Below are 12,915 nucleotides of genomic sequence, written 5' to 3' on the forward strand. Positions count from 1 at the left end.
AATTTATTAAGACTTAATATTAGTATTTTTTGAAATGTAAAAGATTATTTCATATATTCTTTTTATTTGGTTAAAAAAATTTATTTCTTTTTTTTTATTTTCAAATTGATTTTTAGTCTTAAATATTTTTTTTAAAAATATTTTATTTATATATTTCTCTACATTTTCTAAAATTTCATTTTCTCTTTTACTATCATTAATATCAAAACCTAATTTCTTTTTTAATTCTATAATATCATTTGCTAAAATTGTTCTTTTAATTAAAAGGTTAATAATATTTCTATCTATTATATTTATTTTTTTTCTTTTATTTTCAATTATTTTTAAATATTTTTTTGTATTTATTAAATTTTTTATCATTAAATATCTCCAGTTTTAAAAATTTTAGTAGTTTCTTTGAAAAAATGAATCAGCAATAATCTTTAAAGCAAGATTTATCCCATCTATTGCAGAAGAAACTATTCCTCCAGCAAATCCAGATCCTTCTCCTATAGAATAAAGGTTTTTTACATTTGTTTCATAGTTTTCATTTCTTAGTACCCAAACAGGAGATGAACTTCTGGTTTCAACTCCTGTTAAGAAAGCATAATCATAATCAAAATTTTTAATAAGTTTACCAAATTTTGATAATCCAAATTTAATTGCTTGTATAACTTCTGGAGGCAAGATATCATCAAAATTAGTATATGTTATGCCTGGTTTATATGTAGGTTTTATTATAATTTTTTTAATATTAACTCTTTTATAGAAACAATCTTTTAATGAAAGTTCATTTTTAATAAAATCTTTAACATATAATCCTGGTGCATTAAATGGAGTTTTTTCAATATTAAAAGTTTTCTTAAAAGCTAATTTTTCTATATTTTTTCTAAAATTTATAAAATCTATAGGATTTTTTATATTATAATCTTCAGGATAAATATCAACTAAAATAGCAGAATTTGAATTTTCTCCATCTCTTTTATTAAAACTCATTCCATTTGTAACTATAGTATTGTTTTCAGTCATAGAAGGAATTACATAACCACCAGGACACATACAAAAAGTATAAATCCCCCTTTTTCTTAGAAATTTACTATCGTAAAAATGTGTTGCTAATTTATAAGTTGCAGATTCTATTAGTGGATGATTCCTGAAATTTCCATATAAAGAATTTTCTATCATTTCTCTTTTATGTTCAATTCTAACACCAAAAGAAATGGGTTTTGGTTTAGAAGAAATTCCTTTATTTATTAAAAGTTCCATTATATCTGTAGCTCCATTTCCAGTTGCAAATATTAAGATTTCAGTTTCATATGTTTCCTCATTATTATTATAAATAAAATTATTATTAAGATTTTTAATTCTTAATAAGAAATCATTTTTTCTAATTTCAAAATCATCTAATTTTTTATTAAAAAATATTTTGCCTCCAAATTTTTCTATCTCTTTTGTTATATTTTTAACTACATTTTTTAATAAGTCTGTTCCTATATGAGGGTTTGAACTATAAAGAATCTTGCTTTCAGCACCAAAATAAACTAAAGTATTAAATAAAATTCTTATTAAATTGTTGTTTAAATTGGTTGTTAATTTTCCATCAGAATAAGTACCAGCTCCACCTTCTCCATATTGTATATTTGAATTTTCATCTAATACTCTATTTTTCAATAAATTGTCCACCTTTTTATCTCTTCTATCAATATGATCTCCTCTTTCTATTATGATTGGTTTATAACCAGCATATGCTAAAGATAAGGCACAAAAAATACCTGCTGGCCCACAACCTATTATGACTGGGTTGTTTTTTTTAAATTTGTTATTGTTAGTAATATTTTTTAATTCAACTATATTTAAAAAATTTATTATTAAATTATAAAGATTTATTTTATTAATAGTAGAATAAATATTGAATTCTTTTGATATGATAATTTTATTTATTAAATTATTAAAATTGTTTTCTTTTTCATCAAGCAAAATATTTCTAAAATTATTATTAATTTCTAAAAATTTTTTATGAATTTTTATGTTAACTTTTCCATATTTAGTAACTACAATAAGATCATTATTTTTTACTAGTTTTCTCTTAATTTCATTATTATCATAAAGGCATACGATGAAATTTAAAACTATAAAAATATTGTTTTTATTTCTTGCGTCTATAGATCTTTTTTTAAATATTATTTTTTCTATTAAGTATTTAGGTATATTAAGATTTTTTAAAATAAAATCTTCAATTTTATATTTTTCTTCTTCTTCATTTGTTAATTCTATTATAGGAATTTTAAAATTTTCAATTTCTAACATAAAAACTAAAATAATATATATATTGCATTTTTCAATATTATGTTTAAAATAATTATGTCAATTATAAAATTTATTAAAAATAATTTTTAATATAATTTTTTTAGGAAGAGGTATCTGCTATGAGTTTTAAAAAAGTAAATTATGATTATTTTGAAATCGATGAATTAAGAGATTTTAGAGAATTAATAAGCAGAGCAAAGGAAAAATATAAGACAAAATTATCATTTTATGAAAAAGATAATAATGATAATTATGTTGGTATTTCATTTGAAGATTTTTACAACTATATTTCTTATCTTGGAGAAGGTTTGTTAAGTTTAAAAAATATAAACCAAAGAGACAAAATTGCATTAATTGGTAGAAACTGTAGAAAATGGGCGATTTCATATTTAGCCATAACGACATCTAATTTTATAGTTGTTCCTATTGATAAAGAACTAAAAGATTTTGAAATAGATTCAATAATTAGAAAAGCTAACTGTAAAGCTATTATTTTTGAAAACAAATTTTTTGAAATATTAAATAATATTCAACTAAATAATCCAAATCTTATCTATTTAATACCTTTTGAAAATGATCATAGATCTGAATTTAGTTTTGATAAATTAATAAGTTTAGGTATTGAAAAATGTAAAATAGATTCAATATATAATAAAATAAATATAAATCCAAATGAAGTTACTTCTATTTTGTTCACTTCAGGTACTACTGGGATTCCAAAGGGAGTCATGTTATCTCAAAAGAATATTTTGTCAAATATAAGGCAAATGAGGTCACTATATTGGATTGACGAAAATGATACTTTTTTATCAGTTTTGCCTCTTCACCATTCATATGAATGTACATGTGGTTTTTTATGTCAGATTCATTCAGGAAGTTCTATATATTATGCTCAATCTTTAAAGAAAATAGCTGATAATTTAAGAGAATCAAAAGCAACAATAATGCTTGGAGTTCCACTTTTATTTGAATCTTTTTATAAAAGAATTATTGAAGTTGGTTTTTCTGGCATTTTAGGAAAGATTAAATATTTCATTGCAACTCTAATTTGCGATATATTTGAAGGTATATTTAAAAAAAATATAAGAAGAAAAGTATTTAAGAAAATTCATGATAAATTTGGTGGTAAACTCCAAAGATTTATATCCGGCGGAGCAGCATTACCAAAAGAGGTAGAAAAATTTTTCAATAAAATTGGAATAATCCTATGTCAAGGTTATGGCATAACAGAATGTTCTCCCCTTCTTTCTGTAAATAGAATAGAAAAGGATAAATATCTTGAATATAAGATATCATCAGTTGGTAAAATAGCATCAGATGTTGATATTAAAATATTTGATCAAGATTTAAATGGAATAGGAGAAATTGGAGCGAAAGGGCCTAACATTATGTTAGGATATTATGATGATCCAGAATCAACAGAAAAAGCTTTTAATGAAGGTTATTTTCTTACAGGAGACTATGGTTTTATTGATAAGGAGGGATTTTTATTTATTTCAGGTAGAAAAAAAGATGTTATCATTACAAAAAATGGTAAAAATGTATATCCTGAAGAAATAGAATATTTCTATAATAATTCAGAGTATATATCAGAAATTATAGTTAAAGAAGGCAAAGAACCAGTAACAGGTGATCCTGTTATTATATCAATAATAAGACCTAATTTTGAGAATTTTTCAAAAATTTTAAATGTACCTTTTGAAGAAATTCAAAGAAGAGAAATTTTAGACAAAAATATTAATTTTATAATTGAGCAAATTAGAAAAGAAATAAAAGAGAATAACAAGAAACTACCACCTTTTAAAATGATAAAATATTTTTATATAACTTTTACAGAATTTGAAAGAACTACAACTAAGAAAGTAAAAAGATATAAAATTATTCCCAAAGGACCGATTTATAATGTTTATTGATAAAATTTATTAAAAAAATTATATAATGAAAAAATAATTTTAAATCATATGTTATATTTAATTTTTTTTTATTAGAATATGTTTCTATATTTTAGCAAATTTAAATAATTTTAATTACGAAAATTATGAAGGAATGTTATGAGAAATTATAAATATATTTTTGGCCCAGTACTCTCAAGAAGACTTGGAATTTCACTTGGTATAGATTTATTACCTTATAAAACATGTTCATTAGATTGTATATATTGTGAATGTGGTAAAACTACAAATTTAACTGTTAAAAGAGAAAATTATTATAATTTAAATGAAGTTTTTGAAGAAGTTAAAGATTTTATGCTAAATAATGATGAACCTGATTTTATCACTTTTTCAGGTTCTGGTGAACCAACTTTATTTAAAGATTTTGGGTTACTTGCAGATATGATTAAAAATGAATTCCCTAAAGTAAAATTATGTCTATTAACAAATTCAACCTTTTTTAGCTTAGAAGAGGTAAGAGAAGGTGCAAAAAAATTTGATATAGTTTTACCATCGCTTGATGCTGCTACTGATGAAGATTTTTATAAGATAAATAGACCTCATAAAGACTTAAATTTGAAAGATATTATTGATGGTTTGATAAAATTTAGGAAAGAATTTTCTGGAAAAATATGGCTTGAAGTTTTTTTTGCAAAAAATGTAAATGATAATGAGGAAAATATAAACCAGCTTTATTATTATATAAAATTAATATCTCCAGATAGGGTACAATTAAATACTCTTGATAGACCTCCTGCTTATGAAGGAGTTGAGGTTGTAGATAAAATTTTTTTAGAAAATTTAATAGAAAGATGGAAAGATTTAAATGTAGAAATAATTTCAAGATATAAGAAAAGAAACAATATTAAAGATTATTCAGAAGCTTTTGAGCATTTATTACTAAATTCATTAAAAAGAAGACCTTTAACAATTGAAGATTTAGAGAATATTTTTCATATTGACAAAAAAACAATAAATAAATACCTTGATGTACTGGAAAATGAGAAGAAAATAAAGAGTATAATAATTGATGGAAAAATATTTATTTCTTATAATAGCTAGATTTTTTTGAAATAATTTAATTTTATTAGTGTTATTATATTTTAGTATTTTTAATATTTTTATTTGTTTCTAATAGATGAATGTAAAAGATAACCAAGTTTATTTCTATCCATAATTTGAATTTCAGGGAAATTTTGAGAGTAATTAATAAAATCATTATCAAAATTAAAATTACAGATAAAAATTAATTTTTTTGCTTTATATTTATTCATTAAATCATATAAATATTGTAAATATCTTTTATCAAGATTATATTTTGTAAAGATTCTAATGCAAACTATTTCTCTACTTATATAAGGATAATCTTTGGTACATATTATATTTATTCCTTTTTCTTTTTCTTTGGTTCTATAAAAATACCTATAAAATTTGATTTTATAATTAAATATAGAACATATTTTTAAACTGTAATTTATAAAAGATTTTTTTGAAAGTTTAATAAAATCTTTTATAAGTTTTTCCCTTATTTCTAAATTTTTATCTTTATCAAAAAAAATCTCAAAATCTTCTTTTATGTAACTTAATTTAAGATTTAAGGGCTTTTTATTTGATAAAAGTAAAAGATCTGTTATAATTGTTTTATTTTTTAACTTTTTAAAAAATTCTTTTGCCTTCTCTTCAAATTCATTAAAATTAAAATTTTTATAATTGTTATTAATTTTTAATAAAAAAGTTTTATAAAAGTTAAAACTTTCTCTATCATCAAGAATATAACATGTGCATAAAATATAGTTTATTATTTTTTCCTTATAAAACTGCGTAATTTCTGATTTTATAATGTTTTGTATATATATATTATAAATTTTGAGATTGTTTTCTTTTCCAATTTCTCCATAAAATTTAGCAAGTTCAGAAATAATAATTCCAAAGATAACATAGAAATCTTTATAATTATTGTTTTCAGAAATTTTTTTAATTGACTCATTTGAAAACTTATATGACTTATCAAAATCATTTTTAGAAAAATATATAACAGAAAGAATAAGATCTGACAAAAAATATTTATTAAAAGCTGAAAAACTTAAAAAATCATAGATAACATTTTCAGGTTTTGATATAATTGCGTTTACTGAATAAAATAAAAATTTAGCTTCAAAATTATTTTCTTCAATGTTAGTTGCTTGAAAAAAGTATAATCTTGCTTTTTCATAAAAGTTTTGTGAAAAATAAATTTTACCAACCAATATACACCACAAAGGATCATATATACCAGTGTCTTTAATAGAAAAAAGTTTATTAAAAGCTTCTGTTGTTTGGTTTAATTCAAAGAGAATAGCAGCCATTTTAATTTGATAATTATGAAGTTCAAATTTGTCTGTAATAAAACCCATTTCTAACATAATTTGCATATAATGTAATGCTTTTTGTTTATTATCTAATTTATTATTTAATTCAATCAATAAATAGAGAAAATCTTTAGTATATGGTTTTTTTTGTTCAATGTTTTCAAGATAATTTTTAGCTTTATAAAGTTCTACTATATTATTTTTATAAAAAACTGTATCAAATAGTTTTAAATATTTATATCTATTATAAAGAATAAAAATTATTGAAGGGGAACAAACTATTGAAAAAATAATTATTATATCTATTAAATTCATTTTTTATTTTTTTATTATTTTAGTCTTTAGTTTTTTATTTTTATTTTGTATTTTTATTAAATTAATTTACATTTTGTTAATAAAATAAATTGAAAAAAAATAATTTCAAACTATTTTTTATTGTGTTGTTGCACTTTTGATAAAAATTTTATTTTTTTAAAACATTTTAATAAAATTTGATAAAATTAATTTTTATTAAAAACTGATTATAAAAAAATTTTTTTAAAAAACTTTAATAATATGTAATGGTATTATATGTTTAATAAAGAATTAATAGAAAAATATTCAAAATCTTTTAAAGAAGGACAAATTATATTCACTGAAGGAAGTTTTGGAAGAGAGATGTACATACTTCTAGAAGGAGAGGTTGAAATATATAGAGAAATTGATGGTAAAAAGAGAGTTCTTGCAGTATTAAAAAAGGGTGATTTTTTTGGAGAGATGTCTATTATAGATAAATTTCCAAGAAGTGCTTCTGCTTGTGCAAAAACTAATATAACTGTTATAGTAATAAATGGTATTTTATTTGCGAAATTACTTCAAACTAACATTGAATTTTCTATTAAAATTATAAAAATGTTAATTTCAAGATTGAGAAATACAAATGAAATTATAGTAAGTTTATATAATAAAGATAGAGAAGATAAAGTTATTTCTGCAATAAACGAATTTTTCAATTATGAGGTAAAAGATCCGAATTTAAAAAATAAAAAAATGATCCCTAAAGATCAATTTATTCAATATTGTGAAAAGAGTAAAAATCTACCAAAAAATATTGTTGTTACTCAATTAAATGGTTTAAAATCAAAAAATATTCTTGATTATGATAATTCTGGTAAATTTATTTTTTGTACTAACATAGATAGAAGATATAAAAAAAATTAATATTAATTTTTCATTCCTCTTACTCTTGGTATTAAACAAATAAACTTAAGTATTTTGTTTGAGTTATTAACATATTGATGTTCTTCAAAAGGTGGTACAAATATCGCATCTCCTTCTTTGATCACAATTTCTTCTCCTTTACTATTTTTTAAAACACCTTCTCCTTCTAGGATGTAATTTTCATGTTCCCAATCATGAGAATGTAAAGGAGTATGGCCACCTGGTTCAATTATAAAAACTCTTAATATGAAGTTTGGAACATCAAAATTATCACCAAGTAAAACTTTAAATTTAGAATTTTTAGCACCTTCCATTTTTACTTCAGACCATTCAATATCATTGATATTTAGTTTTTTTATGTTCATAAAATCCTCCTTTTGTCGATAAAAATAATATGAAAGATAAAATAAAAATTTCAATAATAATTCAAGCTAGAATTAATTCAAAAAGATTTAAAGCAAAAGTTTTAAAAAATTTTGGACCTTATAACATAATAGAATTTATTCAGAAGAGATTTCTTCTTTTAGAAAATGATAATCTGTATAAAAATAATTTAAATGAGCATTTTAAATTTAACTTTATTCTTGCTATACCATATGATGAATCAAGATATTTTTATCCATATCTTCAAAAAGGTTTTAATATTGTTGAAGGAGAACATTTTAATGTCTTACAAAGATTTTATGATGCTTTTTCCCAATTTGAAGGTGATTATTTAATAAGAGCAACCGGAGATAATCCATATTTTTCATTATTAAGTATTTTGGATTCTTTAGAAATTATTTATAATAGTGAAAAGCTAAATAAGTATGGAAGAATAGATTATATAGTTAAAAATGGGCTTCCTTTAGGTACAGGTGTTGAATTTATTTCAAAAGAAGCTTTCTATAAAGCATATAATTGCTCCGATAAGGAATATCAATTTGAACATGTGACACCGTATATATATGAAAATCCTCATCTTTTTAATATATTCTATAAAGATTTAAATCAATTTTATAATATAAAAAACTTAAGATTAACTTTTGATGAAAAAGAGGATTTTGAAGTTATTAATTTTATAGGAGAAAAAACAAACTTTTCTTTGTTTACTGATCTAATTGAAATAGAAGATATTTTTAATGAAAATCCAGAAATTTTCAAAATAAATCATAATATAAAACAGAAATCTTTTAAAGATACTGAAATTGAAAGAATTAATAATGGATGATTCTATTGTTTTTATCTTAAGACTTTTATTAATTTTTTTGGTAATATTTTTATGTGCAATTATTTATGTTTTTTATAATAAAAATAAAAATAAATTAAATTTAGTAAATGAGTCAACAATTGTTGAACAGATAAAAAAAGTATTTAAATTATCTATTATAGAACTAAATATTTCAGAAATATATAATTATGAAAAAGCAAAAAATATTCTTTTTATATCATTCAAAAAGAAAGCATTGATTATTGTAAATGCAAAAGTAATTATAGGATTTGACTTTGAAAAATCAAAGATATCGTACATAAAGGAAGATAAAAAATTAATTTTTGAAAAGTTGGATGGTCCTGAAGTAATTTCAATTGATACCAATTACAATTTTTATGATATTCAATATAGTTTTTTTAATAAAATAAGTGAAAAAGATATTAATGAATTTCTAATTGAAATAAAAGAAAAATTAAAAAATAAAATATTAAATGATCAATACAAAAAATATTGTTTTAATATATTAATAAATGGATTAAAAAATTTATGCAATATATTTGATTTAAAATTAGAGTTTTCAAATAAGATATTAATGATTGAAGAGGGGAATAAAAATGACAATTCGTAATTTTAACAAGAGTTACTCTAATAAAGATAATAATTATACTCAAAATATTTTAATAATTTATTATACATTAACTGGAACATGTGAAAAAGTTGCTAATTTAATCAAAGAAACTTTTGAAAAAAAGAATATTAACATAGATTTACTTAAAATTAAAGATGTTAATGAAAGAAAAGGTATCTTGGGTTTTTTAAGATCAGGTTATGAAGCTCTGTTTGAAAAATTGCCAGAAATAGAATATGATGAAATTGAATTCAATAGGTACAATTTATTTATAATTATTTCTCCAACATGGGCTGGAAGATTAGCATCTCCAATGAGAAGTTTCCTTAATAAAAATGGGAAAAAATTAAATAATGTAGTATTTATTTCCCTTGCTGCTGACAAATATAGAACAACCTTTTTAGATATGGAAAAATTTACACAATTTCCAAAAGCTAAACTATTTTTGAAACAAAAAGAAATTGATTTAACAAAAATTACTAATTTTTTCAAAAATATTGAAGATCAAAATTAAATAAATAAAATAATTAAGTAAAGAATTTGATAAAATTAATAAAATTAATAAAATAAATATTATAAAAAATAAATAATTAAAATTATAAAATTAATAAAGTATTAATTATTTATAATTAAACCAACATAGTCTGTTTCATCTGAAAAATAAATTTTTTTATTTTTAGAATCGTAGAATCCACTTACAAAAAATAGATACAATTGTTGATTTTTATTATTTCCAAAATGTTTTTCTTTATTTAATATAAAAGTTACAATGGTTATATTTTTGTATTTTTCATCAATTGACCAAGCTTTAATGTAATCATCTACTTTCTCAAGATCAATCTCAATGTGTTCTTTATATGCTCCTTTTGCATCATATAGTATTGCATAAAAAGCACCATCAGATGGATAATATCTATATTCAATAGAACCTTCTTTTAATAGATCATAAAATCCATAAAAAACATCATATTTTAATGAAATAGGATTTTTATGGTATAGATCAAATCTAACATAATTATCATCTTCAACGCATGTAACACCAATTATATCTGTTTCTCCCATTTCTGAATATTTGTGATCATTTTGTGGATCATTTAAAATTGCTTTCATTTGGTCAAATGTAGTATCAAAAACACTTTTTACTTTTGTTGCATTAAAATTGTATATTTTAGTTTCTTCTTGATTTTTATATTGAGTAAGTCCACATGAAAAAAAAGTTAAAATCAAAGGAACAATTATGAATAAAATAAAAATTTTTTTCATTTTTTCTCCTTTGTAAATGTATATAATTAAATAATAAACTAAAATTAAAAAAAAACAATTGAAGTTTAATATAGTTTATTATTTTTCTTTAAATAATTTAATTCTATGTTAATTTAATTCTGTAAAATAATAATTTATTTATTAGGAGCCAAAATGAAAGAGGTATTATCTGGAAATGAAGCTATTGCAAGAGGAGCATATGAATCTGGATGTAAAGTTGCTTTAGCATATCCTGGTACACCTTCTACAGAAATCTTACAAACTATAGCTGATAATTATAAAGATAGCATCTATTGTGCATGGGGATCAAATGAAAAAACTGCATTTGAAACTGCATTGGGTGCTTCAGTTGCAGGAGTTAGATCACTTGTTGCTATGAAACATGTTGGGTTAAATGTTGCTGCAGACCCACTTTTTACTGCAGCTTACACTGGGGTAGGAGGTGGATTTGTTATAATTTCTGCAGATGATCCTTCTAATCATTCTTCTCAAAATGAGCAGGATAATAGATGGTATGGAATTCATGCTAAAGTTCCTGTTATAGAACCATCAGATTCACAAGAGTGTTTAGATTATGTTAAATACGGTTTTGAAATTTCAGAAAATTTTGATATTCCTGTTATTATAAGACTTGTTACAAGAGTTTCTCATTCAAAATCAATATGTACATTGTCAGAGCCTATAAAAAGAGAAATTAAATTTAATTATAAGAAAGATGTTAGAAAATACATTATGGTTCCTTCTCACTCAAATCCACAACATGTTATATTGGAAAAAAAACTTTTAGACATTCAAAAATGGAATTCAGAAAATAATCTTACAAAAGAAGAAATTTTGGATACTGAAATTGGCATTGTGACTTCTGGCTTAACTTATCAATATGTAAAAGAAGTTTTCCCTCAATATTCTGTTCTAAAATGTGGCATGGTTTATCCAGCTCCAATAGAAGCCATAAAAAAATTTAGAGAAAAAGTTAAAAAACTTTACTTTATTGAAGAATTGGAACCGATTTTAGAATTTCAAGCCAGACTATCAAACATTAAAGTAGATTTGGGAAAGGATAAAATTCCATATTACCATGAACTTTCAGTTGAAAGGCTGAGATCAATTTTTTATGAAAATATTGATTTTGAAGAAAAAAAACAAAAATATAATTTTAATTTACCTCCAAGACCTCCTGTATTATGTGCAGGTTGTCCACATAGAGCTACATTTTATAACTTAGGGAAAAATAAAGAATATATTATTCATGGTGATATAGGTTGCTATACATTAGGTTTTATTGATCCTTTAAATGCAATGGATACAACGATATGTATGGGTGCATCTATAACAATGGGAAACGGTTTTTCTATCGTTAATAAAATCTCAAGTGAAAAAAAGAAAGTGATATCAATTCTTGGAGAATCAACTTTTATGCATTCTGGTCTAACAGGTACAGTAGATGCAGCCTATAATATGCTTTCGAATACTATAATAGTTCTTGATAATTCAGTAACAGCTATGACTGGACATCAAGATAATCCAATGACTGGAAAAACATTAATGGGTGAAGATGCACCAATCTTTGATATAAAAAAATTTGCTGAAGCTGCAAATATTAAAAAAGTAGATATTGTTGATGGATATTTCGTTAAGAAAATAGGTGAACTTATAGAAGAACATCTCAATTATGATGGAGTATCAATGATAGTGGTTAAAAAACCATGTGTATTAAAAAAAGGAGTTAAAACCAATCCTCCATTGAGAATTAATCAAGAAATATGTAAAAAATGTAAAGTTTGCCTAAAAGTAGGTTGTCCTGCTATAATGCTTACTAATGAAGGAAATATTATTATAGATGAAACAATGTGTGCTGGATGTACTGTTTGTTATCAAGTTTGTCCTTTTAAGGCAATTGAACACACAAAAAATTAAATTAAAAAATTAAAATAAAATAATAGAGTTAATAAAAAGAAAATATATGAAATAAAATAAACTTACATAGTTAAAATAGAATAAACAAAAAATAGTGATTGAATTTTTAAGTTAAAAAATTAATGATGTTAAATTTATAGTAATTTACAT

12 protein-coding genes are annotated in these 12,915 nt (G+C 22.1%); 7 read left to right on the plus strand and 5 right to left on the minus strand.

The window, feature by feature from the left end; translation table 11 throughout:
- Positions 1-6: 6 nt before the first annotated feature.
- Positions 7-360, minus strand: coding sequence for a chorismate mutase (locus tag N3A58_01220; protein MCX8058019.1), 354 nt, complete (start codon positions 358-360; stop codon positions 7-9).
- A 24-nt stretch (positions 361-384) separates the two neighbouring features.
- On the minus strand, positions 385-2,286 hold the full coding sequence (locus N3A58_01225; GenBank protein ID MCX8058020.1) for a hypothetical protein: 1,902 nt from the start codon (positions 2,284-2,286) through the stop codon (positions 385-387).
- 119 nt (positions 2,287-2,405) lie between these two features.
- Here N3A58_01225 and N3A58_01230 point away from each other — a divergent pair, with 119 nt between their 5' ends.
- Entirely contained in the window at positions 2,406-4,199 is a 1,794-nt protein-coding gene (locus N3A58_01230) for an AMP-binding protein (GenBank protein ID MCX8058021.1), read from the plus strand.
- A gap of 138 nt (positions 4,200-4,337) precedes the next feature.
- Positions 4,338-5,279 carry a radical SAM protein gene (locus N3A58_01235; protein ID MCX8058022.1) on the plus strand — a complete coding sequence of 314 codons (942 nt, stop codon included), beginning with the start codon at positions 4,338-4,340 and terminating at the stop codon, positions 5,277-5,279.
- A gap of 59 nt (positions 5,280-5,338) precedes the next feature.
- Here N3A58_01235 and N3A58_01240 read toward each other — a convergent pair whose 3' ends face one another.
- Positions 5,339-6,880, minus strand: a complete 1,542-nt coding sequence (locus tag N3A58_01240) for a restriction endonuclease (GenBank protein MCX8058023.1) — start codon at positions 6,878-6,880, stop codon at positions 5,339-5,341.
- 255 nt (positions 6,881-7,135) lie between these two features.
- Between N3A58_01240 and N3A58_01245 the strand changes: the two genes are divergently transcribed.
- Positions 7,136-7,765 carry a cyclic nucleotide-binding domain-containing protein gene (locus N3A58_01245; GenBank protein ID MCX8058024.1) on the plus strand — a complete coding sequence of 210 codons (630 nt, stop codon included), beginning with the start codon at positions 7,136-7,138 and terminating at the stop codon, positions 7,763-7,765.
- Positions 7,766-7,767: 2 nt separating this feature from the next.
- Here the strand turns inward: N3A58_01245 and N3A58_01250 are convergent, their stop codons facing one another.
- Positions 7,768-8,130, minus strand: a complete 363-nt coding sequence (locus N3A58_01250; GenBank protein ID MCX8058025.1) for a cupin domain-containing protein — start codon at positions 8,128-8,130, stop codon at positions 7,768-7,770.
- A gap of 29 nt (positions 8,131-8,159) precedes the next feature.
- On the opposite strand from N3A58_01250, the gene N3A58_01255 reads away from it, so the two are divergent.
- The 3 genes from N3A58_01255 to N3A58_01265 are packed head-to-tail and all read left to right on the plus strand — an operon-like array spanning position 8,160 to position 10,099.
- Positions 8,160-8,975 carry a hypothetical protein gene (locus N3A58_01255; protein ID MCX8058026.1) on the plus strand — a complete coding sequence of 272 codons (816 nt, stop codon included), beginning with the start codon at positions 8,160-8,162 and terminating at the stop codon, positions 8,973-8,975.
- Positions 8,968-9,585 (plus strand): DUF4230 domain-containing protein, encoded by a 618-nt coding sequence (locus N3A58_01260; GenBank protein ID MCX8058027.1) that lies wholly within the window; start codon positions 8,968-8,970, stop codon positions 9,583-9,585. The genes N3A58_01255 and N3A58_01260 overlap by 8 nt, the downstream gene beginning before the upstream one ends.
- Complete coding sequence (locus N3A58_01265) at positions 9,572-10,099, plus strand: hypothetical protein (protein ID MCX8058028.1); 528 nt, start codon at positions 9,572-9,574, stop codon at positions 10,097-10,099. The genes N3A58_01260 and N3A58_01265 overlap by 14 nt, the downstream gene beginning before the upstream one ends.
- Before the next feature lie 101 nt (positions 10,100-10,200).
- Here the strand turns inward: N3A58_01265 and N3A58_01270 are convergent, their stop codons facing one another.
- Entirely contained in the window at positions 10,201-10,848 is a 648-nt protein-coding gene (locus tag N3A58_01270) for a hypothetical protein (protein ID MCX8058029.1), read from the minus strand.
- A gap of 153 nt (positions 10,849-11,001) precedes the next feature.
- Here N3A58_01270 and iorA point away from each other — a divergent pair, with 153 nt between their 5' ends.
- Positions 11,002-12,765 carry an indolepyruvate ferredoxin oxidoreductase subunit alpha gene (gene iorA / locus N3A58_01275; GenBank protein ID MCX8058030.1) on the plus strand — a complete coding sequence of 588 codons (1,764 nt, stop codon included), beginning with the start codon at positions 11,002-11,004 and terminating at the stop codon, positions 12,763-12,765.
- The last annotated feature ends 150 nt before the right edge of the window (positions 12,766-12,915 follow it).

The sequence above is a fragment of the Spirochaetota bacterium genome (assembly GCA_026415295.1).
GTDB lineage: Bacteria > Spirochaetota > JAAYUW01 > JAAYUW01 > JAOAHJ01 > JAOAHJ01.